At 70.4% G+C, this 25,069-nt stretch carries 22 protein-coding genes; 20 read left to right on the top strand and 2 right to left on the bottom strand.

Annotation, left to right across the window (positions count from 1 at the left end; genetic code table 11):
• Positions 1 to 167: 167 nt before the first annotated feature.
• Positions 168 to 1,550 carry a type VII secretion integral membrane protein EccD gene (gene eccD, locus YWY_RS0117935; RefSeq protein ID WP_028848747.1) on the bottom strand — a complete coding sequence of 461 codons (1,383 nt, stop codon included), beginning with the start codon at positions 1,548 to 1,550 and terminating at the stop codon, positions 168 to 170.
• A 221-nt stretch (positions 1,551 to 1,771) separates the two neighbouring features.
• Between eccD and YWY_RS0117940 the strand changes: the two genes are divergently transcribed.
• The 12 genes from YWY_RS0117940 to YWY_RS0117995 all read left to right on the top strand — a co-directional run bounded on the left by YWY_RS0117940 (position 1,772) and on the right by YWY_RS0117995 (position 15,827).
• A complete protein-coding gene (locus YWY_RS0117940; RefSeq protein WP_028848748.1) occupies positions 1,772 to 5,809 on the top strand; it encodes a type VII secretion protein EccC in 4,038 nt (1,345 codons plus the stop codon).
• Positions 5,810 to 5,828: 19 nt separating this feature from the next.
• Positions 5,829 to 7,847: a type VII secretion-associated protein gene (locus YWY_RS0117945; RefSeq protein ID WP_028848749.1), complete on the top strand. Its 2,019-nt coding sequence runs from the start codon at positions 5,829 to 5,831 to the stop codon at positions 7,845 to 7,847.
• A gap of 304 nt (positions 7,848 to 8,151) precedes the next feature.
• On the top strand, positions 8,152 to 8,466 hold the full coding sequence (locus tag YWY_RS22710; RefSeq protein ID WP_051310397.1) for a WXG100 family type VII secretion target: 315 nt from the start codon (positions 8,152 to 8,154) through the stop codon (positions 8,464 to 8,466).
• 49 nt (positions 8,467 to 8,515) lie between these two features.
• Entirely contained in the window at positions 8,516 to 8,803 is a 288-nt protein-coding gene (locus YWY_RS22715) for a WXG100 family type VII secretion target (RefSeq protein WP_051310398.1), read from the top strand.
• A 283-nt stretch (positions 8,804 to 9,086) separates the two neighbouring features.
• The gene (gene rplM / locus YWY_RS0117960) at positions 9,087 to 9,542 is read left to right on the top strand and encodes a 50S ribosomal protein L13 (RefSeq protein WP_028848750.1); all 456 of its coding nucleotides are present in this window, start codon (positions 9,087 to 9,089) and stop codon (positions 9,540 to 9,542) included.
• 11 nt (positions 9,543 to 9,553) lie between these two features.
• Positions 9,554 to 10,033 (top strand): 30S ribosomal protein S9, encoded by a 480-nt coding sequence (gene rpsI / locus YWY_RS0117965; RefSeq protein ID WP_084609384.1) that lies wholly within the window; start codon positions 9,554 to 9,556, stop codon positions 10,031 to 10,033.
• 59 nt (positions 10,034 to 10,092) lie between these two features.
• Entirely contained in the window at positions 10,093 to 10,224 is a 132-nt protein-coding gene (locus YWY_RS24820) for a hypothetical protein (protein WP_281169005.1), read from the top strand.
• Positions 10,225 to 10,312: 88 nt separating this feature from the next.
• The gene (glmM, locus tag YWY_RS0117975; protein ID WP_028848752.1) at positions 10,313 to 11,647 is read left to right on the top strand and encodes a phosphoglucosamine mutase; all 1,335 of its coding nucleotides are present in this window, start codon (positions 10,313 to 10,315) and stop codon (positions 11,645 to 11,647) included.
• A gap of 158 nt (positions 11,648 to 11,805) precedes the next feature.
• Positions 11,806 to 12,147 (top strand): hypothetical protein, encoded by a 342-nt coding sequence (locus YWY_RS0117980; RefSeq protein ID WP_028848753.1) that lies wholly within the window; start codon positions 11,806 to 11,808, stop codon positions 12,145 to 12,147.
• A gap of 8 nt (positions 12,148 to 12,155) precedes the next feature.
• Positions 12,156 to 14,651 carry a hypothetical protein gene (locus YWY_RS0117985; protein ID WP_028848754.1) on the top strand — a complete coding sequence of 832 codons (2,496 nt, stop codon included), beginning with the start codon at positions 12,156 to 12,158 and terminating at the stop codon, positions 14,649 to 14,651.
• A gap of 3 nt (positions 14,652 to 14,654) precedes the next feature.
• A complete protein-coding gene (locus tag YWY_RS0117990) occupies positions 14,655 to 15,143 on the top strand; it encodes a hypothetical protein (protein ID WP_028848755.1) in 489 nt (162 codons plus the stop codon).
• A gap of 21 nt (positions 15,144 to 15,164) precedes the next feature.
• Entirely contained in the window at positions 15,165 to 15,827 is a 663-nt protein-coding gene (locus YWY_RS0117995) for a hypothetical protein (protein ID WP_028848756.1), read from the top strand.
• An 80-nt stretch (positions 15,828 to 15,907) separates the two neighbouring features.
• Here YWY_RS0117995 and YWY_RS0118000 read toward each other — a convergent pair whose 3' ends face one another.
• Positions 15,908 to 16,738: a dienelactone hydrolase family protein gene (locus tag YWY_RS0118000; protein ID WP_028848757.1), complete on the bottom strand. Its 831-nt coding sequence runs from the start codon at positions 16,736 to 16,738 to the stop codon at positions 15,908 to 15,910.
• A gap of 27 nt (positions 16,739 to 16,765) precedes the next feature.
• Between YWY_RS0118000 and glmS the strand changes: the two genes are divergently transcribed.
• From glmS to tsaD, 8 genes are all read left to right on the top strand, one after another.
• Positions 16,766 to 18,628, top strand: coding sequence for a glutamine--fructose-6-phosphate transaminase (isomerizing) (glmS, locus tag YWY_RS0118005; RefSeq protein ID WP_028848758.1), 1,863 nt, complete (start codon positions 16,766 to 16,768; stop codon positions 18,626 to 18,628).
• A gap of 36 nt (positions 18,629 to 18,664) precedes the next feature.
• A complete protein-coding gene (locus YWY_RS0118010; RefSeq protein WP_028848759.1) occupies positions 18,665 to 20,116 on the top strand; it encodes a bifunctional ADP-dependent NAD(P)H-hydrate dehydratase/NAD(P)H-hydrate epimerase in 1,452 nt (483 codons plus the stop codon).
• Positions 20,117 to 20,121: 5 nt separating this feature from the next.
• Positions 20,122 to 21,264 carry an alanine racemase gene (gene alr, locus YWY_RS0118015; RefSeq protein ID WP_028848760.1) on the top strand — a complete coding sequence of 381 codons (1,143 nt, stop codon included), beginning with the start codon at positions 20,122 to 20,124 and terminating at the stop codon, positions 21,262 to 21,264.
• Positions 21,261 to 22,313 (top strand): alpha/beta fold hydrolase, encoded by a 1,053-nt coding sequence (locus tag YWY_RS22720; RefSeq protein WP_245566718.1) that lies wholly within the window; start codon positions 21,261 to 21,263, stop codon positions 22,311 to 22,313. Before alr ends, YWY_RS22720 begins: the two co-directional genes overlap by 4 nt.
• Positions 22,301 to 22,762, top strand: a complete 462-nt coding sequence (gene tsaE, locus YWY_RS0118025; protein WP_425426140.1) for a tRNA (adenosine(37)-N6)-threonylcarbamoyltransferase complex ATPase subunit type 1 TsaE — start codon at positions 22,301 to 22,303, stop codon at positions 22,760 to 22,762. Before YWY_RS22720 ends, tsaE begins: the two co-directional genes overlap by 13 nt.
• 67 nt (positions 22,763 to 22,829) lie before the next feature.
• Entirely contained in the window at positions 22,830 to 23,492 is a 663-nt protein-coding gene (gene tsaB, locus YWY_RS0118030) for a tRNA (adenosine(37)-N6)-threonylcarbamoyltransferase complex dimerization subunit type 1 TsaB (protein ID WP_028848762.1), read from the top strand.
• Positions 23,489 to 24,010 (top strand): ribosomal protein S18-alanine N-acetyltransferase, encoded by a 522-nt coding sequence (rimI, locus tag YWY_RS0118035; protein ID WP_028848763.1) that lies wholly within the window; start codon positions 23,489 to 23,491, stop codon positions 24,008 to 24,010. The genes tsaB and rimI overlap by 4 nt, the downstream gene beginning before the upstream one ends.
• Positions 24,010 to 25,056 (top strand): tRNA (adenosine(37)-N6)-threonylcarbamoyltransferase complex transferase subunit TsaD, encoded by a 1,047-nt coding sequence (gene tsaD / locus YWY_RS0118040; protein WP_028848764.1) that lies wholly within the window; start codon positions 24,010 to 24,012, stop codon positions 25,054 to 25,056. The genes rimI and tsaD overlap by 1 nt, the downstream gene beginning before the upstream one ends.
• Positions 25,057 to 25,069 lie beyond the last annotated feature (13 nt).

Raw genomic sequence — 25,069 nt, forward strand, 5'->3', positions numbered from 1 at the left:
TCATGCACCGGTGCGCGTTCTCGTCAACTTCGCCGGCCCGGACGACGCCATGCTCGAAACTGCCGTCACGACTGGCGTCACTGTGTCGTGCCACCGGGCCGGACCGTGGTCGAACCGGCTCATCGCCGACCGCGTGCCCTGCCAGGCCCCGGCCCCGCTCCGGACGCTCAGCCGAGCAGGCTCGAGCCCACCGAGCGGACGTGGTCGTAGAGACCGAGGACGCCGAGCGCGAGCGGCAGCACCGAAGCGATGCACACCGCCTCCAGGATCTCCACCGTGCGCCGCAGCGGCGGCGAGAAGCGCTGCTTGGGGAACACCACACCGACCACCAGCGCGGCGGCGCCGACCAGGACCAGCGTGCCGAACACCCAGATGAGCCGCTCCTCCGGAGTGGCCGCCCACAGCCAGCTGAGCAGGATGCCGGCGGCGGCCACCATGCCGACGGTCAGCAGCGCGATCGCCTGGCTGCCGTTGGCGTAGGTGCGCGCCCGCAGCAGCAGGGCGAGGGTCGCCGCGATGGACAGCAGCAAACCGAACGTGCCCGCCGGAGCGGCGAGCACCGAGGAAATCGCCACGACCGAGCCGCAGCCGATCAACAGACCGGTCATGTACTCGTGCGCCACCGACGTGCGACGCTCGATCAGCTCGTAGTCCGGGAAGCCGCTGTCCTCCTTCAGTTCCTCCGCTGTGCTCGGCACCACCGGGGACGGCAGCTTGGCCAGCAGGATCGTGGCCCGCGGCAGGTAGGAGATCAGCGCGAGCGCGACCGCGGCCGCGGCAGCGGCGAACCCGGCCGTCGGAATGTCGTCGTCCAGGATCAGCGCGAAGACGAACGTCACCGCGCCCAGCGCACTTGCCGTCGCGGCCGCGATGAACGTCGAGATACCGGATCCGATCAACGCGATCGACGCGGCGGCGACGATCAGCATGAACACGCTCGCCAACGCCAAGTTCGCGGGCAGCTGGGCGCCCGGCACCGTGTAGAAGCCGGACACGAACGCCATGGGCAGACCGCCTGCCGCGGCGATCACCACCCCGGTGGACGCCGCGTCGTACACCTTCGACAGCGTGGCCCCGAGCGCGACGCAGGCGATGGCGAAGACGCCGCCGATGATGGCTGCCGCCAGACCGCTGCCACCCGGGAACAGCCGCCCGCCATAGAACAGAGCCACGGCCGCAGCGGCCAGCGCCAGTCCGCCACCGATGTGGCCCATGCGCCGCGCCGTCTCCGGCGTCCACGGACGGAAGTTGTCCGGGGTCACTTCCGCAATGGCGCCCACGACGTCGTCGTACAGCGGTGGCGGCGGGTTCTCGCTGCGCTTGCGCAGCTGCAGCAGTTCGCCGTCCAGCACCCCGAGCGACGCGAGCGTGCGGCTCGGGTCGAGCGGAGCGGACTCGCCCAGCTTCGCCAGCACCCAGCCGCCGTGCCGGGAACCACCGTCGCTGGACGTCTCCCTGGCCATGTCGACCACCAGCGGCAGCAGGTCCGCCACCGCGACGTCAGCGGGCAGCGCCACGTCGATCCTGGTGCGCGGTGCCACCACCGTCACCCGGCTGAATACCGTCGTGCCCGAAGCCACTGCAGATGCCCCCTACTTCGTCGGTCGTCGGCCCTGTTATATCGGACTTCGCCTGCTCGCACAGCGGCAACCCAGGATTCCACCGGATCAATTTCGGTCACCTGGCACCCGAGGCAGGTCGAGGTTCGCTACCGTGTCAGACGGTTGCGGCCCAGTCGCGTCCAGTCGCCGAGGTGTAGAGGGGTTCATCGGTGAGCACGGTTCAGTTCAAGAGGCCACCACGCATGCCGGCGCCGCGCACGCCCGGCGGCGAAGTGCACTTGGAGCCACCGCCGGAGATCCCGCGCAACATCCCGGGCAACGTCGTCCAGAAGATCCTGCCGTTCGTCATGATTCTGGCGACGCTCGGCATGGTCGCCTTCATGTTCACCGCGATGCGCGACCGGGGCGGGGTCAACCCGTTCTTCCTGATGATGCCGGTGATGATGCTGGTGTCGATGGGCGGCATGTTCCTCGGCGGCGGCCGCGGCGGCGCGCAGAAGAAGGCCGAGATGAACGAGGACCGCAAGGACTATCTGCGGTACCTCGGGCAGATGCGGGAGCGGGCCCACCAGGCGATGCGCGAGCAGCACGCCGCGCTGGAATGGGTCCACCCGCACCCCAGCACGCTGCTGACCATCGCGGGCAGCCGCCGGATGTGGGAGCGGCGGGCCAGCGACAAGGACTTCATGCACCTGCGGGTGGGGTTGAGCTCGCACCGGCTGGCCACCCGGCTGGTGCCGCCGCAGACCGGGCCGGTGGACGAGCTGGAACCCATCTCCACGCTGGCGCTGCGCCGGTTCACCAGGGCGAACTCGCTGGTGCGCAACCTGCCGACGCAGATCTCGGTGCGCGGTTTCGCCGCCATCAGCCTCAACGGCGAACGCGAGCACGTGCTGTCGTTCGCCCGTGCCATGCTGGCCCAGCTGGTCACCCTGCACAGCCCGGAGGACGTGCTGGTTGCGGTGGCCTCGGCGGGCAAGGCCAAGCGGGACTGGGAGTGGGTGAAGTGGCTGCCGCACGCCCAGCACCCGACGCTCACCGACGGCATCGGCCAGCTGCGCATGATGGCCAGCTCGCTGCAGCAGATCGAGGACTGGCTGGCCGAGGAGCTGGCGCCACGCCCGCGGTTCCAGCGCAAGGCGCCGTACACCGACGGGCCGCACATCGTGATCATCGTCGACGACGCGGACATCAGCCGGGAAGAGCGGATCGTCATCGACGAGGGCCTTGCCGGGGTCACCGTGCTGGACATCTCCGGGCAGCTGAACCGGCTGGCCGCCCGGCGTGGCCTGCGGCTGGAGGTCAAGGAGGGCCAGCTCGGCGCGCGCAACGCGGGCGGCGTCGAGTGGTTCGGCACCCCGGACTCGCTCAGCCTGGCCGAGGCGGAGGCGATCGCCAGGCGCATCTCGCCGTACCGGATCGGCACCACGGCGCAGGGCGAGGAGGAAGAAGACCACCCGCTGATGTCCAACCCCGGCCTGCTCGAGCTGCTGGGCATCCCGGGCGACGCGATGACGTTCGACGTCCAGCAGGCGTGGCGGCCGCGCCCGATCCGCGACCGGTACCGTGTCCCGTTCGGCGTCGGCGAGCACGGCCAGCCGGTGTACCTGGACATCAAGGAAGCGGCCGCGGAAGGCATGGGGCCGCACGGCCTGTGCATCGGTGCGACCGGTTCCGGTAAGTCCGAGTTCCTGCGCACCATCGTGCTGGCGATGATGTGCACCCACTCGTCGACCCAGCTCAACTTCGTGCTGGTCGACTTCAAGGGTGGTGCGACGTTCCTCGGCCTGGAGGCCGCGCCGCACGTGTCGGCGGTCATCACCAACCTGGCCGACGAGGTCGTCCTGGTCGACCGTATGAAGGACGCGCTGGCCGGTGAGATGAACCGCCGTCAGGAGGCGCTCAAGCGCGGCGACGGCAAGAACTACAAGAACTTCAAGAACGCCTGGGAGTACCAGAAGGCGTGGGAGAACGGCGCCGAGATGGATCCGATGCCGGCGCTGTTCATCGTGGTCGACGAGTTCTCCGAGCTGCTGTCGGCCAAGCCGGACTTCATCGACCTGTTCGTCGCCATCGGCCGTCTGGGCCGGTCGCTGCAGATGCACCTGCTGCTGGCCTCGCAGCGGCTGGAGGAAGGCAAGCTGCGCGGTCTGGACTCGCACCTGTCCTACCGCATCGGTCTGAAGACGTTCTCCGCCGCCGAGTCGCGGGCGGCCATCGGTGTGCCGGACGCGTTCGAACTGCCGAACGTGCCGGGTGGCGGGTACCTGAAGTACGACACCAACACGCTGGAGCGGTTCAAGGCGGCCTACGTCTCCGGGCCGTACCGGCCGGCTGGCATCAAGACCGCACCCGGTTCGAAGCAGAACGTGGTGCGGGCGGACAAGCGGCCGCGGTTGTTCGTGCCGGACTACGTCGAGCCGCCCAAGGAGCCGGAGCCGGAACCCGAGCCCGAGGTCGAGGAGAAGAAGAAGGACGACGAGGAGTCGGTGGACGAGCCGACCGAGCTGGAGGTCATCGTCAACCGGCTGATCGGCCAGGGCCCGCCCGCGCACGAGGTGTGGCTGCCGCCGCTGAACGAGCCGAACTCGCTGGACACGCTGCTGCCGAACCTCAACCCGACCGAGGACCGCGGCCTGAGCCCGGTGGGTTTCTTCGGCAACGGCAAGCTGCAGGTGCCGATCGGCATCATCGACCGCCCGTACGAGCAGCGGCGTGACCCGCTGTGGGCGGACTTCTCCGGCGGCGCCGGGCACGGCGCGGTCGTCGGTGGTCCGCAGTCCGGCAAGTCGATGATGCTGCGCACCATCATGATGGCGCTGGCGTTGACGCACACGCCGGAAGAAGTGCAGATGTACGCCGTCGACCTCGGTGGTGGCACGCTGGCCTCGATGGAGGCCCTGCCGCACTGCGGTGGCGTCGCGGTGGCCCGGCGCGAGCCGGACAAGGCGCGCCGCATCGTGGCCGAGATGTCGACGCTGATCACCGAGCGCGAGGCCCGGTTCGGCGAGCTCGGCGTGGACTCGATGGCGGAGTTCCGCAACCTCAAGCGGCAGGGCAAGATCACCCCGGAGCAGGATCCGTTCGGTGACGCGTTCCTGTTCGTCGACGGGTGGAAGGCGCTGCGCGACGAGTTCGAGGAACTGGAGCCGCAGATCACCAGGCTGGCCCAGCAGGGTCTGGCGTTCGGCGTGCACGTGGTGATCGCCAACAACCGGTGGGCGGACATCCGGCCGGCGATCAAGGACATGCTGGGTACCCGGTTCGAGCTGCGGCTGGGTGACCCGAGCGAGTCGGACATCGACCGGCGGGTGGCGGCCAACGTGCCGCAGGGCCGTCCCGGCCGCGGCCTGACGCACGACAAGCTGCACTTCCTGTCTGGCCTGCCGCGCATCGACGGCTCGAGCGACCCCGAGACGGTCGGTGACGGCGTCGCAGACGCCATCGCGCGGATCGACGCGGCGTGGAAGGGCAGGCACGCACCCGCGGTGCGGATGCTGCCGAGCAAGTTCGACTACTCCGAGCTGCTGGCGCAGGACCAGCACCGCGACTCCAAGCTCATCCCGATCGGCCTCAACGAGGACGAGCTGGCGCCGGTGTACCTGGACTTCGACGCCGATCCGCACTTCTACGCGCTGATGGACGGCGAGTCGGGCAAGACGAACCTGCTGCGCCAGATCATCCGCGGCATCCAGGACCGCTACACGCCGAAGGAAGCGCTGGTCATCCTGGTGGACTTCCGCCGGACCCTGCTCGGCTTCATGGAGGGCGAGCAGCTGCTGGCCTACGCGGTGTCGGCCAACCAGCTGACCGACGTGATCAAGCAGGCGGCGGGCTCGATGACCAAGCGCCTGCCCGGTCCGGACGTCACCCAGGAACAGCTGAAGAACCGGTCCTGGTGGAAGGGCCCGGAGCTGTTCCTGATCGTCGACGACTACGACCTGGTGGTCACCCAGAGCGGCAATCCGCTGCAGCCGATCGCGCCGTTCCTGCCGCAGGCCAAGGACGTCGGCCTGCACCTGGTGATCACCCGGCGCGTCGGTGGTGCCAGCAGGGCGATGTTCGACCCGGTGCTCGGCAAGCTCAAGGAGCTGTCCATGCCCGGCCTGCTGGGCAACGGTTCCCGCGACGAAGGCCAGCTGATCGGCAACCTGCGTGCCCAGGCCATGCCGCCCGGCCGAGGCTTCTTCGTCTCGCGGAAGACGGGCAAGCAGTTGATCCAGGTCTCGTGGATCGACCCGGAGTGAGGCTCGCTAGGGTCGTTGCATGAGCCTGCGGGTGGCCGTCGACTTCGGCACGTCGAGCACGTGTGTGGTCGCATCGCTGTACGGCCGTGAGCCGCAGGTGGTGATGATCGACGGACATCCGTTGCTGCCGTCGTCGGTGTTCTGCGCCGAGGACGGGACGCTGTTCGTCGGCCGGGAAGCGGAGCGGCAAGCGGCCGTCGATCCGGCGCGCTACGAACCGAACCCGAAGCGCCGGATCGACGAGGGCGAGCTGCTGCTCGGCACCACCGTGGTGCCGGTGCTGGACGCCATCCGGGCCGTGCTGGAGCGTGCGGTGTCCGAGGCGCGCCGGCTCGGCGGCGGCGCGGACGTCGACCTGCTGGTGCTGACCCACCCCGCGGACTGGGGTGTGCTCCGCACCAGGGTGCTGCGGCAGGCTGCGGCCGGGCTGGGCAACGAGATCACCCTGCTGCCCGAGCCGGTGGCCGCTGCGCTGTTCCACGCGGCCACGTTCACCCCGTCCCCGAACGACCGCACGGTGGAGTTCAGCGATTCGGCCGGTGACGTGCTGGCCGTGCTGGACATGGGGGCGGGCACGGTCGACGTGTCGGTGGTCAAGAAGGAGAGCGGCCCGGGCAGCCAGGCCGGGTACCGCGTGCTGGCCACCAAGGGAGACCCGAGCTTCGGCGGCGCGGACATCGATCAAGCGTTGCTGGAGTTCATCGGCGGGCAGGTCGCCCACACCGACCCCGAAGCGTGGCGGGCGCTGATGGAGGCACGCACGCTGGGCGACCGCAGGCGGCGCCGGGTGCTTCGGCAGGACGTCCGCGGGGCGAAGGAGACGCTCTCCCGGCACGCCTACACCGACGTGCCGATGCCGCCGCCGTTCGCCGACGCACACGTCACCCGGGAAGATCTGGAGCGGCTGATCGCAGGCCCGCTCGGCCGCGCGGTGGAGATGACCGCGATGGCCATCGACGAGGCGGGCCTGCGGCCCAAGCAGCTCACCGGCGTGTTCCTGGTGGGCGGCACCAGCCGGATCCCGATGGTGGCTCGGCTGATTCACGAACGGCTCGGCATCGTGCCGATCACGTGGGACCAGCCGGAGACCGTCGTGGCGCGCGGCGCGATGCTGACGGTGCTGAGCGCGAAGGCGGAACCGGCTCGCTCGCGGCAGACGATCACGCAGCCGACGTCGGCTGCACACGCGGATGCGACCGTCCCGGCGACCACGCCGGTGCCGCCGGGGCACGGTTCGGCGGCCGCCCCGACGCTCCCAGCCACCGCGCCGGCGACACCGACGACCCCGAGTGGCGGGTTCGCGCAGCCCGCCACCGGTCCCCGGCCGGCGGTGTCCGGCGGTCACCGCCCGCCGGTGTCGTCCGGTTCCGGTCAACCACCGGCCTCCCCGTCCGGGGCCGCCCAGCCGGCCGCCGCACGAAGCTATGCCCCGGTTTCCGTGGCGGGTTATCCCGCGCGGGTGTCCGCCGGCTCCGACGGCGGCAAGGACGGGGTCAGGAAGAAGGCGCTGATCGGCGCCGGGGTGCTCGCTCTCGTCGCGGTGGTGGTGGCCGGCGTCGTGCTGCTGATGCAGCCGAAGGACGACGACCAGGGGGAAGCCGAGGAGAACCGCATCTCCGCGTTCGGTTACTCGTTCACCTACCCCGAGAACTGGACCCAGACCGACACGGTCCAGGAGGACAAGCAGGTGGCCATCCGGCCGGAAGGTGAGGAAGACGGCCCCAACTTCGTGTCGGTGCAGCGGTTCGACATCGGCTACGACTACGAGGACAACCGGGATCGGTTCATCACCGAGCTGCAGAACCGGTTGGAGGAGACGGGCCGGAACATCAAGCGGTTCAAACCCGACGACGTCTTCGCCGGCCGCCCGGTCATCACCTACATCGAAACGTCCGGCGACACCGCCACGGTGTGGCTGGTCATCGCCAAGGACGACAAGCAGCTGAGCATCGGGTGCCAGTGGGGCGGAGACGCCAGGGAAAAGGTCGAGTCCGCGTGCGAACAGGTGGTGCGGACCATCCGGTTCACCGGCGAGTGAACGCCACCCCGGCCCGGTCGGGTGATGTCGATGCGCGGCGTTCGCGGGCGTGAACGTTTCCGCGTCCCGATCGTTGATCGGGGCGAACTCGCAGGTCAGAGCCTATGTGGCGGGCGCGGTGACGGTCTCGCGCCGACTGTCGGCGGCGCTCGGTTCCGCCCGCGGCGTTCACTACTGCAACTACTTGCGCATACTCGCTGACGGGGCGGAACCAGTCATGGCAGGGTCAGCGTCGTAGGGGGCGTACGAAGGCAGAAGGAAGTACGCCGGAAGAGAAGCTCACAGAAAAGGGGGCCAGCCTCTCATGGGCGGTTACAAGGGTGAAGTCGCAGATATCACCAATGCGCACAAGAACCTGATGGACGTCAAGGCCGACCTGGACACCGCGGTCAACAACCTGGAGGCCGCGATGGGCGAGGTGCTCAGCCAGTGGCAGGGCACCGCGGCCAACGCCTTCCGTCAGCTGATGGAGCGCGTGGACGAGAAGGGTCGCTCGCTGAACGCCTCGCTGGAGAACCTGGCGGTCCTGCTGGAGAAGGCGGGCTCGACCTACCAGCAGATGGAAGAGGAGGGCGCCGGCAGCTTCAGCGGCGGGTCGTTCTCCGCGCTGGACGGCTGATCAACCACACCACAGGCACACCACGGATCTGACGTAAGGGGAACTCGCAATGACCATTCAGGTTAACTACGCCGCGCTGGAGCGGGCCGCCGACGAGGTGAACAGGGCCCAGCAGCTGATGAACACCAAGCTGGAGGAGGTCGAGGCCGAGGTTCGCCGGCTGGCCGCCAGCTGGGAAGGTGAGGCGCAGACCGCCTACCAGACCGCGCAGAAGAAGCAGAACGAGGCGCAGGCCGAACTGGCTCAGGTGCTGGCCCAGATCGAGACCGCGATCATCGACGCCAAGCAGCGCTACATGAGCGGTGAGCGGGGCATCACCGAGTCCTTCGGCGGCTGACCTCTCCATCGGCGAGACGTCGCGGGTGTGGCCCGGACCGGGTGGGTCCGGGCCACACCCTTTGTGCTGCCCGGGATCCGGCGGCACGAGCGCGGGTCGCGGCCGGTGAAGGCCGTGTCGCGACCCGGGCGCCGGGCAAGACCCCACCCCGCTGCGAAGCGGCGTGCACCAACCGGGTATCTTGGGACGTCGTTGTGCGATGCAGCGCGCCCGGATATGGGGAGCGCGCGGCCCGTACACCCATCCACAAGCCTGCAAGACCAGTTGACGACGAGGTAGCACCGTGTCCACGTACACGCCCAAACCCGGCGACATCACGCGCGCCTGGCATGTGATCGACGCCGAGGGGATCGTCCTCGGCCGTTTGGCGACCGAGGTCGCGAACCTGCTGCGCGGCAAGCACAAGCCAACGTACGCACCGCACGTGGACACCGGTGACTACGTCATCGTTGTCAACGCGGAGAAGGTCGTGCTGACCGGCAACAAGCGCGACCAGAAGCGGGCCTACCGGCACAGCGGTTACCCGGGCGGCCTGCGCAGCCGGACCTACGGCGAGCTGCTGGCGACCAAGCCGGAGCGGCTGGTGGAGAAGGTCGTCAAGGGCATGCTGCCGAAGAACAAGCTCGGTCGTGCGCAGGCCAAGAAGCTGAAGGTGTACGCAGGGCCTGAGCACCCGCACGCGGCACAGCAGCCGCAGCCGTTCAAGATCAGCAAGGTCGCGCAGGTGAGCGCACAGTGAGCGAGGAAACCGTGACCACCACCGAGTCCCCGGCTGCCGGCGAGTCCGTCGCGGCCGTCATCACCAGCGAGACGCCCGCCGCTCCGCGTCCGTCCCGCGCTGCCGGTGGTAGCGCGCAGACCGTCGGGCGCCGCAAGGAAGCCGTGGTGCGGGTGCGTCTGGTCCCCGGCAGCGGCCAGTTCAAGCTGAACGGCCGGTCGCTGGAGGAGTACTTCCCGAACAAGGTGCACCAGCAGCTGATCCGCGAGCCGCTGGAGCTGGTGGAGAAGTCGGAGAGCTTCGACATCTTCGGCAACCTCCGCGGCGGCGGCATCAGCGGCCAGGCGGGCGCCCTGCGGCTGGCGATCGCCCGTGCGCTGGTGGAGATCGACCCGGACGACCGCCCGGCGCTGAAGAAGGCGGGCTTCCTGACCCGCGACGCCCGGGTCAAGGAGCGGAAGAAGGCAGGCCTGAAGAAGGCCCGCAAGGCGCCGCAGTACAGCAAGCGCTGACGTTCGTCGTGCCCGAACGCCCATCCGGCTCGAGCCGGGTGGGCGTTCGTGTTTGCGCGATGTGTTTCGACGCCGACGCGAGCGGCCGCTTCGCCACGGACGTGCGGCGCGAGGCCGGGTTCCCGGTGATCGTGGGAATGCCCGGCGTGGTCGAACCCGCCAAGCTGATGCGGATCGCGCCCAGGGTGTGACGGCGCAACCGCAGCCCCCGTGCGGTCTTCCCGGCGGACAGCCGCTACCGTTGGTCGGGTTTTCAGGCACGAGGAGGTCCCGCTCAAGATGGCACGGCTGTTCGGAACCGACGGTGTGCGCGGGCTGGCGAACGGCGATCTGACTCCCGCGCTGACGATGTCGCTGGCGGCCAGCGCTGCCCGGGTGCTGGCGGCGCACGACCGGTCGCACCGCCCGGTCGCGGTCGTCGGCCGCGACACCCGCGCCAGTGGCGAGATGCTGGAGGCGGCCGTGGTGGCGGGACTGACGTCGGCAGGCGCCGACGTGCGCAGACTCGGTGTGCTGCCCACGCCCGCGGTGGCGCACCTGGTCGCGGAGACTGGGGCGGACCTGGGCGTGATGATCTCCGCTTCGCACAACCCGATGCCCGACAACGGGATCAAGCTGTTCGCGGCCGGCGGGCACAAGCTGCCGGACGCGATCGAGGACGAGATCGAGGCCGGCATGAACGCCGCGGTCGACGGGCCGACCGGGGCGGCCATCGGCCGGGTCGTCGATCTCGAGGACGCCATGGACCGGTACGTGGCGCACTTGGTGGGTGCCGTGTCCACCAGGCTCGACGGCCTGAAGGTCGTGGTGGACTGTGCGAACGGCGCGGCCTCGGTCGCCGCTCCGGAGGCGTATCGCCGGGCAGGCGCCGAGGTGATCGCCATCCATGCGGAGCCGGACGGCATCAACATCAACGACAACTGCGGGTCGACCCACCTGGACAGCCTGAAGGCGGCCGTGGTGGAGCACGGCGCCGACCTGGGGATCGCGCACGACGGTGACGCCGACCGGTGCCTGGCGGTCGACGCCGAGGGCAACGAGGTCGACGGCGACCAGATCATGGCGGTGCTGGCGCTGGCGATGGCCGAGTCGGGTGAGCTGACCGACCAGACCCTGGTGGCCACGGTGATGAGCAATCTGGGCCTGCACCTGGCCATGCGCAAGCACGGCGTGAAGGTGAAGACGACCGCGGTCGGCGACCGTTACGTGCTGGAGGAGCTGCGGGCAGGCGGCTACGCGCTGGGCGGGGAACAGTCCGGCCACGTGGTGATGCCTGCCTACGCGACCACCGGTGACGGGCTGTTGACGGCGCTGCGGTTGATGAGCCGGATGGCCGGCACCGGCCGCACGCTGGCCGACCTGGCCGGTGTCATGCAGCGCCTGCCGCAGGTGCTCGTCAACGTGCCGGTCGCGGACAAGGCCGCGGTCGCCTCCTCGTCGGCGGTGGCCGCCGTGGTGGCCGATGTCGAACGGGAACTGGGGGACAACGGCCGGGTGCTGCTGCGGCCGTCCGGCACCGAGCAGCTGATCCGCGTCATGGTCGAGGCGACCGACCTGACCGTCGCCCAGGCGGCTGCGGACCGGCTGGCCGGAGTCGTCGCGGCCAACTCGTAATCCCTGGTCACAGGCCCACCCCCCCTGTGCGTGTGCAAAACACGCAATCGGCTGCGCGGCCTGGGCGCGGTGGGTAGATTCGATGTGCACGTGAACGGCACCGGAAGCGCCCGACGCACGTCGAAGTGCAGACGGGACGCTGACTTAGGGGGAACGACATGGCGCCGAAGGGCGGCAAAGGCTTCAGGCAGGAGTGGGACGAGATCGAGGAGATCAACAACGATCTCGTCGATCTGAAAGAGGCTCTCGAGACGGCCGCAAAGCGGTACGTCGGCGGCGCAGATGCAGGTCCAGAGCACTTCGGTTCCGAGCGGCTGAACGCGGGCAACAACGCGGGAGAGGGTTTCCGCAAAGCGGTCGAGGCAATTACCGAAGGTCTCGACGACGCCATCGCGTATCTCGGGGCGTTCACGGCGAAGACTACGTCCGCGATCGAGACTCATCAAAAGGCCGACCGTGCCGCTGAGGACGAATACATCAAGACTGCGAAGGGTGTGTGAGCCGACCGATGAGTGAAAACGCGGACCACATCCGAGAAATTCTCGCCGACGAACCCGAGGTAGACCAGAACGACGTCAGCAAGAGGAAGCTGGAAGGCGACAACAAGCTGGCCAGGTTCCGGGAGCTGATGTGCGGTCGCGGGACCAAGATCTACACGATGTGGCGAGACAGCAAGGCGCGGTCGGGTACCACGGACTGGGTGCAACCGTGGAGTGAAGCGGATCAGCAGAAGGTCGAGGATCTGAAGTACTTCCACTTCGGCGCGATAGACGCGTCCGTGGAGCGACTGCAGAAGCTGGAGGGCGTGGCGGAGGCCATGTCCAACGGCGCTCATGACGCGATGCGCGCGCTGGCCCCGGTCTGGGAGGGGGACAGCGGAGACGCCGCGCGGAACTCGCTCAAACGGTTCGTGCAGTACAGCACGGAAGCCGCGGATGCTTGGAAGAATTTCGCGCAGGCGGCGACTGCCCTTCGGGACGAGATGCGGCGGACGCTCGAGGACGTTATTCGTACCCTTGACGAGTCGCCGATATCCGACTATATCGGATATTACAACCATCTCAACTCTGAAGACGAAGAAAAGTTCAACAATAATCTTTCAGAGGTAGTATATTTTCTGGAGCTGCACGGATACCCGGGAATCACTCCGGAACAAGCGCAAGAACTCGCCGACGACAAACTTAATTCCTTTCTTTGGATGGTGGCCGGAGGAGAGGTTGCCGGTCACGTGAAGTGGCTGGACGACCACGCCTTTTGGTACAGCCACTCCATGCATACGTATCGGCAGCAGCTCGACAACGCCCGGGATACGTTCGAGCGTTTGCTGAACACGTTCGGCGACAAGTACCACTCGAGCAGCGCGCTGCAGGACCTCAACCCGCTTATCGAGGTTCGCCCGGCGTCGGACAAGCCACGCAGGGGGGGCGGTCAGGACAACGGCTCCACTTCGCCCAGCGACTCCGGCGGTTCACGCGGCGGCGGTGGCGGGTCGTTCGGCGGCGGAGGCGGCGGGTCGTACCCGGGTGGGTCGTACACGCCGTCGGTATCCACTCCCAGCAGCTCGACACCGTCGACGACTACTCCGTCGGACGCGGACATCAAGAAGCCGGAGGACGGCACCAACCCGGTGACCGGGAAGCCGTTGGAAATCGATCCGCGCACGGGCAAGCCGTACCCGATCGATCCGGAAACCGGTGAGCCGATCAAGGACTACGACGACCAGGACACCACCACGGTGCGGCAGGGTGACGGGGAGATCTCGGTCACTGAGCCCAGTGCCACCGGCGAGATGAAGGTCACCCTCGATGACGGCAAGGGTGGCACGAAGACCTACAACCTCGACTTCGACCCGACCAGGGGCCCGGAGGACGCCAAGGGCGACAAGGACGCCCAAGGGCAGTCCGTCGGTGGTACGGCGTCCGGGGCCTTCGGGCCGCAGGGTTCGGCGGCGCGGGACGTGCCGGGTGGCAAGGCCGGCGCCGAGGACACCGTGCACACGCCGGGTGAGGACGGCAAGATCCGGATCAAGGACGGCGATGTGGAGATCGTCGCCCAGCAGCCGGAAGGCGCCGACGGGGTCACGGTGGTCAGGGTCGACGACGGTTCCGGGGAGCCGGTTACCCAGATCCTGGGTGACGAGGAGGCCGTCGAGGAGTACAAGCGGCAGCTCGCGGAGGAACGCCAGACTCTGATCAGCCAGCGGGAAGCGCTGGAGGCCCGCGACAACGTCCCGTCCAGCGAATGGGAGGAGCTGTCCAAGAAGGAGCAGGACTTCCGGGAGCGCGGCGGCATGCTGCCCGGCGACGACGTCAGCTCCGGCAAGGGGGCCTCGCACGCCACGTCCGCCGAGGAACGGTCGCCGGCGCAGTCTGTGTTCGACGCCGCGGAGCGCGAACGCCACGCGGTCAGGGTCTCGTCGCCTGTCGAGTCTGCTGAGGAAAGGTCCGCGCCGCGGTCGGTGTTCGATGCCGCCGAGCAGGAACGGCAGGCGGGGCGTTCCTCCATCGGTGGATCCGCGATGTCGGAGCTCAAGGCCGACGGTGGCGGACCCGGTGTCGGCCACGGTGTCAGCAGTAGCAGCGGTGGCGCCAGCGCGTCCATCCCCGGCGGGGGAGGCGGCGGTGGCGCATCCACCATGGGTGGCGGCGCCGGGGGCGAAAGCATCGGCGGCAGTGCTCAGAACCTCAACGCCGGCGCGCACAGTGGCGCTGTGCCGGGCGGCGGTGCGCCCGCTGGTGCTCCTGGCGGTGCTTCGGCTGGCGGGCCGGGCGTCGGGACTTTGCCAGGTGGCGGGGATGCGGTCGGTCCTCGCGGTGGTGCACCGATGATGGGCGGCGCGGCGCCGATGATGGCCGGAGCCGCGGGTGCGGGCGGTAACGACGAGTCCCGTTCGTCGTCCGCGCAGTACCAGGTGCCGGACACCGCGCTGTTCGAGCCGGAGGTGCCCGAAGGGCCGTTCGGTGTGGCACGCATCAGCGGCAGCCTGGACGACGAGGAGGCGTAACCCGTGGTCTTTCTGCCGGAAAGCAGTTCCCGGCCGGCGATCCTCGACGAGTTCGCCCAGATTCGCGCCGAGTACCGGGCCAGGGCCGAGGAGATCAGCGAGGAGGCCCGCCAGCGCGCCGCCGAGATGAAGAAGGAGCAGGAGCAGCGGCAGAAGGAACTCGAAGAGTGGAAAGCCGCGCGCGAGGCTGAGAAGAAGGAAGAGAAGGCCAAGGACGCCGAACAGGACAAGAAGCCGGAGAACCCGTGGGCCCAGCGTCCGCGGCTGCCGGACGCCGGAGCCCGCATCGGGCAGATCGAGGACGACGAGTACGACGTCCCTGAGGAACCGCCGTCCCCTCCGGCTCCGCCGCCGAGGCCGGTTGCGGTCGATCCGCAGCCCGAGGCGGCCCCGGCCACGCCGCCTGCTCCGGAGCCCGCGCAGCCGTCCGGCAGCCGGTGGGCGCCGGACGACGACGAGGACTTCGAACAGGGCAACTTTCTCCGCGGATAGCGGCCGAGCAGGGAGCGATCGATGACCAACCCGCACGGGTGGCAGCCGGGCGACTGGCAGGGGCAGCAGCCATACCCCGGTCAGCACGCCAACCCCGGTCAGGCGGCAGGGCAGCAGCCCGTCCCGCCGCCTCCGCCGGGCCAGGTGGCCGGCCCGGGCGCACCAGGTGCGGGTGGTCAGGAGGGTCCCTTCCCGGCATTCAGCGTTCGTGAGCTGGCCTGGGTGGTGTTCGGGATCGCGCTGATCACCGGGCTCGTCCTGCTCGGCAAGTACGGCTACGAAGCCGTCGACAACATGCTCGAGAAGAGCTGGGGTGAAGGCGGCTTCGCCGCCGCGGCGGCGGTCGGCGGGTTCTTCCTGGCGCTGGGCGCGATCCTGTTCCGCCGGCGCTCCCGCGCTGGGCGGGTGCTGATCATCCTCGGCGCGATCTTCTCGCTCGGCGCGCTCGATTTCGAGGACGCCGCCGCGTACGGGTTGGTCGGTGCCGCGGTGATCGCTGCGATCCTCGCCGTGGCGGGCAAGAGCTGGCTTCGGCCGAAGGTCCCCCGGTGGGGCCCCGGCTTCCCGGGTGGTTACGGATATCCCCAGCCGGGCCCGCCGGTTCCCGGTGCTCCGTACGGGCAGCAGCAGCACATGCCGGGAGGCCAGCAGCCCTTCGGCCCGCCGCCGGGCGGGTATCGGTAGTCGCTTCGGACCATGTGCGGCGCGTTCGTGATGGGAGCGGGAAATGCCGTGGCTCCTGCGGTGCCCGCTCCACGGCGGCCTTACCGCAGGTGAGCCTTCTCCTTGTCCGGTGACCGCTCGAACGTGATCGGCGCTCGCTTGACGCTCGCCTGCAACAGCTCCCGGTACTTGTCCGCACCGGTCAGCTCGGCGAGGAAGAACGCCGTGAACAGCGCATAGACCAGCCGCTGGGTCGCGCGCTGCGGTTTGCCCTGCAGGAACAGCTGCGTCCAGTGGAAGCCCTCGGTGACCGCCAGGTGTGACGACTTCTCCAGTTCCCGGACCTGCACCGGCCCGGCCCAGGAGCGGGCGATCGCGTGCGCATGGCCGATCGGCGGGGCGACCACATCGTCCGCCACGGCCAGGTGCAAGCCGGGAGCTTCCACCGACCGAGCGGCGTCCGCGGCCGAGGGAAGGGTCTGCGCCGGGGCCACAGTGGCCACCGCCTTCGGCCGGTCCTTCGGGTCCCGGTTGGCCGCGGCCAGCACCGCGGCACCGCCGCCGGTGGAATGCCCGGCCACGCCCAGCAGCTCCGGGTCGACGCTGATCCCGCTCGGTCCCAGCCGCACGTGCGCGACCAGTCGCAGCGCGGTGCGCAGGTCCGCGGCGAAGGCACGGTGGGACGGCACCGGGCCGGTCTGGGTCGCGGGCGCCACCGCCACGATGCCCCACGACGCCAGGTGCCGGAGCAGCCCGGCGTACCGGCGGGGCGGCTGCATCCAGCCGTGCCCGAACGCGACGGCGGGCAATCCCAGCCCGGCGCGCGGGGTGAACACCACGCCGGGGAGCCCGACCAGTGCCAGGTTGCCGAGCGACACCTGGTGCGGGCCCGGGTAGCTCAGCTCCTCCAACAGCACCTTCGGCTTGGCCATGCACCGACCCTAGTACCCTGGCTGCCCGTGTGTGGAATCGTGGGTTACGTCGGGCACCGCTCGGCGCTGGACGTCGTCATCGGTGGCCTCCGGCGCTTGGAGTACCGCGGATACGACTCCGCCGGGGTCGCGGTCCTCGACGGGGACGGCGGGCTAGCCGTCGAACGCAAGGCGGGCCGACTGGGCAACCTGGAGCAGCAGCTCGACGCCGTCGGCCGGGATGCGTTCGCCGGCTCGGCGGGCATGGGCCACACGCGCTGGGCGACGCACGGCCCGCCGGTCGACCGCAACTCCCACCCGCATCGGGACACCTCCGGCAAGGTCGCCGTGGTGCACAACGGCATCATCGAGAACTTCGCGACCTTGCGCGCGGAACTGGAGGCGGCCGGGATCGAGCTGGCGTCCGACACCGACACCGAGACGGCCGCTCACCTGATCGCGCTCGAGTACGCCGAAGGGCCGACGGCCGGTGACTTTCCCGCATCGGTGCGCGCGGTGTGCCGCCGCCTGGAAGGCGCGTTCACCCTCGTCGTCGCGCACGCCGATCACCCGGACGTGATCGTGGCCGCGCGGCGCTCGTCGCCCCTGGTGGTCGGCGTGGGTGAGGGCGAGTACTTCGTCGCCTCCGACGTCGCGGCGTTCATCGAGCACACCCGGGAAGCGGTCGAGCTCGGTCAGGACCAGGTGGTCGAGATCAGCCGCGACGGGTACCGGGTCACCGACTTCGCCGGCGAGCCCGCAGAGGGCAAGCCGTTCACGGTGAACTGGGACCTGTCCGCCGCGGAGAAGGGCGGCCACGACTACTTCATGCTCAAGGAGATCGACGAGCAGCCGGAGGCGCTGGCCAACACGCTGCGCGGCCACTTCTCCGGCGGCCGGATCGTCCTGGACGAGCAGCGGCTGACCGACCAGGACCTGCGCGACGTCGACAAGGTCTTCGTGGTGGCGTGCGGCACCGCGTACCACTCCGGGCTGGTCGCCAAGTACGCCATCGAGCACTGGTGCCGGCTGCCGGTCGAGGTCGAGCTGGCCTCGGAGTTCCGTTACCGCGACCCGGTGCTGGACCGCGACACCCTGGTGGTGGCGATCTCGCAGAGCGGGGAGACCGCGGACACCCTGGAAGCGGTCCGGCACGCCCGCGAGCAGAAGGCCCGTGTGCTGGCCATCTGCAACACCAACGGCGCGCAAATTCCCCGCGAGTCCGACGCGGTGCTCTACACCCACGCGGGCCCGGAGATCGGGGTGGCGGCCACCAAGACGTTCCTGGCGCAGATCGCCGCGAACTACCTGGTCGGCCTGGCACTGGCGCAAGCGCGCGGCACCAAGTACCCGGACGAGGTGGCGCGCGAGTTCGCCGAGCTGGAGGCCGCTCCGGCCGCGGTGCGCAAGGTGCTCGGCACGGTCGATCAGGTGCGCGAGATCGGCAGGCGGTTCGCGCAGTCGAAGGCGGTGCTGTTCTTGGGCAGGCACGTCGGCTATCCGGTGGCGCTGGAGGGCGCGCTCAAGCTCAAGGAGCTGGCCTACATGCACGCCGAGGGCTTCGCCGCCGGTGAGCTCAAGCACGGGCCGATCGCGCTGATCGAACAGGACCTGCCGGTGGTCGTGGTGATGCCGTCGCCGAAGGGCAGGGGCGTGCTGCACGCGAAGCTGGTGTCCAACATCAGCGAGATCCAGGCGCGCGGGGCGCGCACCATCGTGATCGCCGAGGAGGGCGACGAGGCGGTGCGGCCGTTCGCCGACGAGCTGATCGAGATCCCGGCGATGCCGACGCTGCTGCAGCCGCTGGTGGCGACGGTGCCGCTGCAGGTGCTGGCGGCCGAGATCGCCAGGCAGCGCGGGTTCGACATCGACAAGCCGCGCAATCTCGCCAAGTCCGTCACCGTCGAGTGACCATCGGCGGCCCCGGTCGTCGGTACGGTTTCTGACATGCGTGAGGTATGGACGACCGAGCGAGTGCGCGCCGCGGAGGCCAAGGTGCTCGCCCGCACGCCGCCCGGGGCGTTGATGCGCCGTGCGGCGTTCGCGGTGTCCGTGCGGGCCGCTGAGCTGCTGTCCGAGCACGCCGGTCGGGTGGCGGGCACCCACGTGGTGCTGTTCGTCGGATCCGGCGACAACGGAGGGGACGCGCTGTGGGCCGGCGCGATGCTGCGTCGCCGGGGCGTCGCCGTGACGGCCGTGCTGTTGAACCCGGAGCGGGCGCATCGCGAAGGGCTTGCCGCGCTGCGCCGCGCCGGTGGGCGAGTGGTCGAACCGGCGCAGGCAGGTCCCGCGCTGGACAGGGCGGACCTGGTCGTCGACGGCATCGTCGGATTGTCCGCCCGCGGAGGCCTGCGGCCGCAAGCCGCCGAGCTGGTGGCGCAGGCCGGCGCGCCGATACTCGCCGTCGATCTCCCCAGCGGTGTCGAACCGGACACCGGTGCGGTCGAAGGCGAGGCGGTGCACGCCACCGCCACCGTGACATTCGGCGCGTACAAACCGCTGCACTTTCTCGAACCCGCGGCCGGCCTGTGCGGGGACGTGCGCTTGGTCGACATCGGAATCCGCCCGGAGCTCGGTGATCCTGATTTCGTCGCGCTCGACCCCGCCGATGTCGGGTTGGCCTGGCCGGTGCCGCGGTCGGCCGACGACAAGTACACCCAGGGCGTGACCGGCGTCGTCGCAGGGTCGAGCCGTTTCCCGGGTGCGGCGGTGCTGGCGGTGGGCGGCGCGGTGCAGGCGACGTCCGGGATGGTGCGCTACGCCGGTTACGCAGCGGACGCGGTGCGCAACCGGTGGCCGGAGGTGATCGCCACCGGATCGTTGGCCGACAGCGGCCGGGTGCAAGCGTGGGTCGTCGGGCCGGGCAGCGGAACCGGGTCGGATTCCCAGGAAATGCTGCGGGAAGTGCTGGCCGCGGGCGTCCCGGTGTGCGCAGACGCCGACGCCACGACGATGATCGCCCAGAACCCGGACTTGCTGCTCGCCAGGGACCCGGACACCCCACTGGTGCTGACCCCGCACGAGCGCGAGTTCGAACGGCTGGCCGGCTCCGTCGGCACCGACCGGATCGCTGCCGCTCGCCGTGCGGCGCAGCGCTACCACGCCGTCGTGCTGCTCAAAGGGCACTGCACGGTGATCGCCGACGACAAGGGCCACACCTACGTGCAGCGTTCCGGTCGGTCCTGGCCGGCGACTGCCGGATCGGGCGACGTGTTGTCCGGAATGATCGGCGCGCTGCTGGCCGCAGGCTTGGAACCGGCGTTCGCGGCGGCCTGTGCCGCACTGGCGCATGACGAGGCGGCTGCCCGTGCCGCGGCGAACGCTCCCACGTCCGCGTCCTCGATCGCGGCCGCTATCCCGGAGGCCGTCCGCGCGCTGCGCGGCTTCGTGCGACCATGACCCGCATGTCCCCCCACAAGAGTGCACCCCGTGCCGAGGTGGTCGTCGATCTCGACGCGATCCGGCACAACGTCGCGCTGCTTGCCGGGCGCGCGGCGGACTCGGGCGCGGCGACGATGGCGGTCGTGAAGGCCGACGCCTACGGCCACGGCGCGGTCCCGGTGGCCCGTGCCGCGCTGAGCGCGGGAGCGAGCTGGTTGGGGGCCTGCTCGCTGCAGGAAGCGCTGGTGTTGCGGTCGGCGGGAATCACCGCACCGGTGTTGAGCTGGCTGGAAACCCCGGACGTCGACTACGCCGCGGGCATCGCGGCCGACGTCGACCTGTCGGCCAGCTCGCGCGGCGAGCTGGCGCGCATCGCCGCGGCCGCCGAGCGGGCGGGCAAGCGAGCCCGGGTGCATCTGAAGATCGACACCGGGTTGTCCAGGAACGGCTGCCCGAAAGACGAGTGGCCGTGGTTGTGCGCGGACGCCGCCGCCGCGGACGACGTCGAGGTCGTGGCGATCTGGTCCCACCTGGCGTGCGCCGACGAACCCGGGCACCCGTCGATCGACGAGCAGGGCAAGCGGTTCGACGCGGCGTACCAGGTGGCGCGGGCGGCCGGGCTGGATCCGAAGCGGCACATCGCCAACTCCGCGGCCACCCTGACCAGGCCGGATCTGCACTACGACATGGTGCGCACCGGCATCGCGATCTACGGCCTGAACCCGGTCGGCACCGACGACGACCTGCGGCCCGCGATGACCTTCCGGTCGGCGGTGGCGCTGGTGAAGCGCATCGAGGCCGGGGAGTCGGTCTCCTACGGCCACACCTGGACCGCGGCCACCGACACGTTCCTGGCCCTGGTCCCGGTCGGCTACGCCGACGGGGTTCCACGCTCGCTGTCCGGGCGCCTCGACGTCTGGCTCGACGGGCAGCGTCGCCCGGTCGTCGGCCGGGTGTGCATGGATCAGATCGTCGTCGACTGCGGTGACCACCAGCCCGAACTCGGCGCGGAGGTGGTGCTGTTCTCCGACGGGAGGGCGGGGGAGCCCACGGCGCGGGAGTGGGCGGACACCCTCGGCACCATCGACTACGAGATCGTCACCGGCATGTACCGGCCGCGCGTGGTCCGGCGCTATGTCGGCTCCGGAACCGGGGATGCGGTTTGAGGCGGTTGTCCATCCGCGGCGAACGCCGCGACGCCGATCCGTACGCCGGCGAGCCGTTGGGGGATCTGGCTCCGGACCGGGTGAGCACCGTGGCGGCCGACGAGGGCACCCCGCTTGCGGTTCAGGAGATCCTGCCGGACGAAGGCGGTGAGCCGGAGATCACGCTGGTCGGTGTGCACGGCTTCGCGCTGTCCAGCGCGACCTGGTACTTCCAGCGCCGGGACCTGGCCGCGCTGCGGCTGCCCCGGGTGCGCCAGGTGTACTACGACCACCGCGGCCACGGCCGGTCCGGCTCCAGCACCCGCGAGACCGGCACGATCGAGCAGCTCGCCGCCGACCTGCACGCCGTGCTGCGTGCGGTGGCCGGCGAGGGGCCGGTGGTGCTCGCCGGGCACTCGATGGGCGGGATGACCATCATCGCGCTGGCCGAGCAGGCACCGGAGCTGTTCACCGGCCGCGTCCGCGGGGTGTGCCTGATCACCACGGCCGCCGGGGAGGTCGGCAGCACCGGGGTGGCTCGGTCGGTGCTGGCCCGCTACAGCCCGATCGGCAGGCTGAGCGGCCTGGCGACGCTGCAGCCGAAGCTGGTCGAGCTGCTGCGCTCGGCGGGCGGTCGGATCACCAGGCAAGCGGTGCGGCGGCTGGCGTTCGGCGACAACCGGGTGCCGGAGAGCGTGCAGCGGTTCCTGCTGGCCGAGCTGGACGGGACGCCGGTGCACCAGCTGGTGAACTTCATCGCCACGCTGGGCGAGCACAACCGCTACGACGCACTGCAGGCGCTCCGGGAGACCGATGTGATGGTCATCGGCGGGGAGAAGGACCGGATCACCCCGATGTCGCACAGCGAACGCATCGTGGCCGAGCTGCCCGAGGCCGAACTGGTGTGCATCCCCGGCGCCGGCCACATGGTGCAGCTGGAACAGCCGGAGGTGGTCAGCAGCCACCTCATCGACCTGGTGCAACGCTGTGCCGGGGTGGGCCGTGCGCCCTCGCGGCGCACGGCGGGTACGAGCCGGGGGCGGAAACGCACGCGGAGGTGGTTGCGGTGAAGCTGGAGCTGCCGACGCCCGAGGACACGGTGGACCTGGGCAAGGCCATCGGCGCCCAGGCCAGGGCGGGCGACCTGGTGCTGCTGACCGGTCCGCTCGGTGCGGGCAAGACGGTGCTGGTGAAAGGCATCGCGGCCGCGCTCGGGGTGCAGGGGCGGGTCAGCTCGCCGACGTTCGTGCTGGCCAGGGTGCACGAGCCCGGCCCGCGCGGGGTCGGCATGGTGCACATCGACGCCTACCGGCTGGGTGGCGACGTCGATCAGCTGGAAGACCTGGGGATCGACACCGCCGCGGACGACTCGGTGGTGGTCGTCGAATGGGGCGAGTTCGTCGCCGACCGGTTCGGCCCGGACTACCTGCTGGTCCGGCTGGAGCGGCGGCCGGACGACGTGCGGGTGGCCGAGCTGGAACCGCACGGTTCCTGGAAGGGCAGGAGCCTGCCCGGCTGACCCGTCCGTCCGGCTCGCCGACACCGCGCGTTCACGCCCGGCCAGCGGGTCGTACGCTGGGAAGGTCATGCTGGTTCTCGCCCTGGACACCTCGACCCCTGCGGTCACCGCCGGTGTGGTCGAGCTGGGCCCGGACGGCGCCGAGACGCGCGCCGAGCGGGTCACGGTCGACGCGCGCGCCCACGGTGAACTGCTCACGCCGCATCTGCTGGAGGCGGTCGGCGCCGCCGGCATCGCGCTGAACGATCTGGCCGCCGTGGTCTGCGGCTCGGGTCCGGGACCGTTCACCGGACTGCGTGCGGGGCTGGCGACGGCGGCGTCGCTCGGCCAGGTGCTCGACGTCCCGGTGTATCCGGTGTGCGGGCTGGACGCCATCGCCGCGGAGGCGTCGGTCCAGGCGAAGTTGCTGGTCGTCACGGACGCCCGCAGGCGCGAGGTGTACTGGGCGGTCTACGACGCGGACGGCACGCGGCTGCACGGCCCGGCGGTGGACCGGCCGGACGAGATCGACCTGACGGGCGTCGAGTACGTCGCCGGGCACGGGGTCCAGGTGTATCCGGATGCGTTCGAGCTGACCGCGGTGGAACCGTGGTACCCGTCGCCACGTGGCCTGGTGCTGGCGGCGGCGGACGAGCTGCGCTCCGGCGCGGATCCGGCACCGCTGACCGCGCGCTACCTGCGCCGCCCGGACGCGCAGGAACCCGGACGGCCGAAGCGGGTGCTGGTATGAGCGCCGTGAGTGCCGAGAACGCCGTCACGCTCCGGCCGATGACCGGGCAGGACATCGACCGATGCCTGGTGCTGGAGCGCGAGCTGTTCGCCGAGGAAGGCCCGTGGAGCGCCCAGGCCTTCCGCACCGAGCTGAGCTCGGACACCCACTACCTGGTGGCGGTCGACTCGTCCGGCGAGATCGTCGGCTATGCCGGGCTGGCGGTTCTGGGACGGCAAGGCGACGCGGGTGGCGTCGAGACTGAGGTCCGCACCATCGCGGTGGCCCCGAGGGCGCGGCGCCGGGGCATCGGAACTGCGCTGCTGACCGCGCTGCTGAGCAAGGCGGACGAGCTCGACGCCCCGGTGTTCCTGGAGGTACGGGTGGACAACCAACCGGCGTTGCGGCTGTACGAGCGTAACGGCTTCCAGCAGATCGGGGTGCGCAAGCGCTACTACCGCCCGGTCGGCGTCGACGCCTACACGATGCGCCGCGAGGCACGCAGCGCCCGGGCCCGCGCCGAGGAGGCGACGGGCTGATGGCGAAGATCATCATGGGCATCGAGACCTCGTGCGACGAGACCGGGGTCGGCTTGGTGCGGTTGCACGACGACGGCACGGTCGAGCTGATCGCCGACGAGGTCGCTTCCAGCGTGGAGCAGCACGCCCGATTCGGCGGCGTGGTGCCCGAGATCGCCAGTCGTGCCCACCTGGAGGCCATGGCGCCGACGGTGCGCCGGGCGTTCGATGCGGCCGGCCTGACGCTGAAGGATGTCGACGCCGTGGCGGTGACCGCCGGTCCCGGGCTGGCCGGGGCGTTGCTGGTCGGAGTCGCCGCGGCCAAGGCCTACGCGGCTGCCCTCGGCGTCCCGCTGTACGGCGTGAACCACCTGGCCGGCCACGTCGCGGTGGACACGCTCGAGCACGGCCCGCTCCCCACGCCCTGCCTGGCCCTGCTGGTTTCCGGCGGCCACACCCAGTTGCTGCGGGTGGACGACATCGCGGGGAAGATCACCGAGCTCGGCTCGACGGTCGACGACGCCGCCGGTGAGGCCTACGACAAGGTGGCCCGCCTGCTGGGGCTGCCGTATCCCGGGGGCCCGCCGATCGACAAGGCCGCGGCCGGGGGCGACCCCGAGGCCATCGCGTTCCCGCGGGGGATGACCGGGCCGCGCGACGCCAAGTACGACTTCTCGTTCAGCGGGCTCAAGACGGCGGTGGCCCGCTGGGTGGAGGCCGCGGAGCGGCGCGGCGACGAGATCCCGGTCGCCGACGTGTGCGCGTCCTTCCAGGAAGCCGTCGCCGACGTGCTGACCGCGAAGGCGGTGGCGGCAGCGGCCGAGACCGGGATCGACACGCTGGTGATCTCCGGTGGCGTGGCCGCGAACTCCCGGCTGGCCGGGCTGGCCCGTGAGCGGTGCTCGGCGGCGGGTGTCCGGCTGCGGATTCCCCGGCCGCGGTTGTGCACCGACAACGGCGCCATGATCGCCGCGCTGGGAGCGCACGTGGTGGCGGCCGGGGTGCCGCAATCCTCCCTGGATTTCTCGGCGGCCCCCGGCCTGCCGGTGTCCACCGTCACGGTCTGACGCGGCGCGTCGT

The organism is Thermocrispum agreste DSM 44070 (assembly GCF_000427905.1).
In the GTDB taxonomy this organism is placed as follows: Bacteria; Actinomycetota; Actinomycetes; order Mycobacteriales; family Pseudonocardiaceae; genus Thermocrispum; species Thermocrispum agreste.

Bases quoted from the DNA above. Each gene is read 5' to 3' on its own strand.
- YWY_RS24820 (WP_281169005.1), top strand. From the start codon at position 10,093: ATGTGTTTCGACGCCGACGCGAGCGGCCGCTTCGCCACGGACGTGCGG.
- YWY_RS22710 (WP_051310397.1), top strand. From the start codon at position 8,152: ATGGGCGGTTACAAGGGTGAAGTCGCAGATATCACCAATGCGCACAAG.
- YWY_RS0117980 (WP_028848753.1), top strand. From the start codon at position 11,806: ATGGCGCCGAAGGGCGGCAAAGGCTTCAGGCAGGAGTGGGACGAGATC.
- YWY_RS22715 (WP_051310398.1), top strand. From the start codon at position 8,516: ATGACCATTCAGGTTAACTACGCCGCGCTGGAGCGGGCCGCCGACGAG.
- YWY_RS0117945 (WP_028848749.1), top strand. From the start codon at position 5,829: ATGAGCCTGCGGGTGGCCGTCGACTTCGGCACGTCGAGCACGTGTGTG.
- tsaB (WP_028848762.1), top strand. From the start codon at position 22,830: ATGCTGGTTCTCGCCCTGGACACCTCGACCCCTGCGGTCACCGCCGGT.
- rimI (WP_028848763.1), top strand. From the start codon at position 23,489: ATGAGCGCCGTGAGTGCCGAGAACGCCGTCACGCTCCGGCCGATGACC.
- YWY_RS0118010 (WP_028848759.1), top strand. From the start codon at position 18,665: ATGCGTGAGGTATGGACGACCGAGCGAGTGCGCGCCGCGGAGGCCAAG.
- glmM (WP_028848752.1), top strand. From the start codon at position 10,313: ATGGCACGGCTGTTCGGAACCGACGGTGTGCGCGGGCTGGCGAACGGC.
- tsaD (WP_028848764.1), top strand. From the start codon at position 24,010: ATGGCGAAGATCATCATGGGCATCGAGACCTCGTGCGACGAGACCGGG.
- alr (WP_028848760.1), top strand. From the start codon at position 20,122: ATGTCCCCCCACAAGAGTGCACCCCGTGCCGAGGTGGTCGTCGATCTC.
- YWY_RS0117995 (WP_028848756.1), top strand. From the start codon at position 15,165: ATGACCAACCCGCACGGGTGGCAGCCGGGCGACTGGCAGGGGCAGCAG.
- YWY_RS0118000 (WP_028848757.1), bottom strand. From the start codon at position 16,738: ATGGCCAAGCCGAAGGTGCTGTTGGAGGAGCTGAGCTACCCGGGCCCG.
- YWY_RS0117985 (WP_028848754.1), top strand. From the start codon at position 12,156: ATGAGTGAAAACGCGGACCACATCCGAGAAATTCTCGCCGACGAACCC.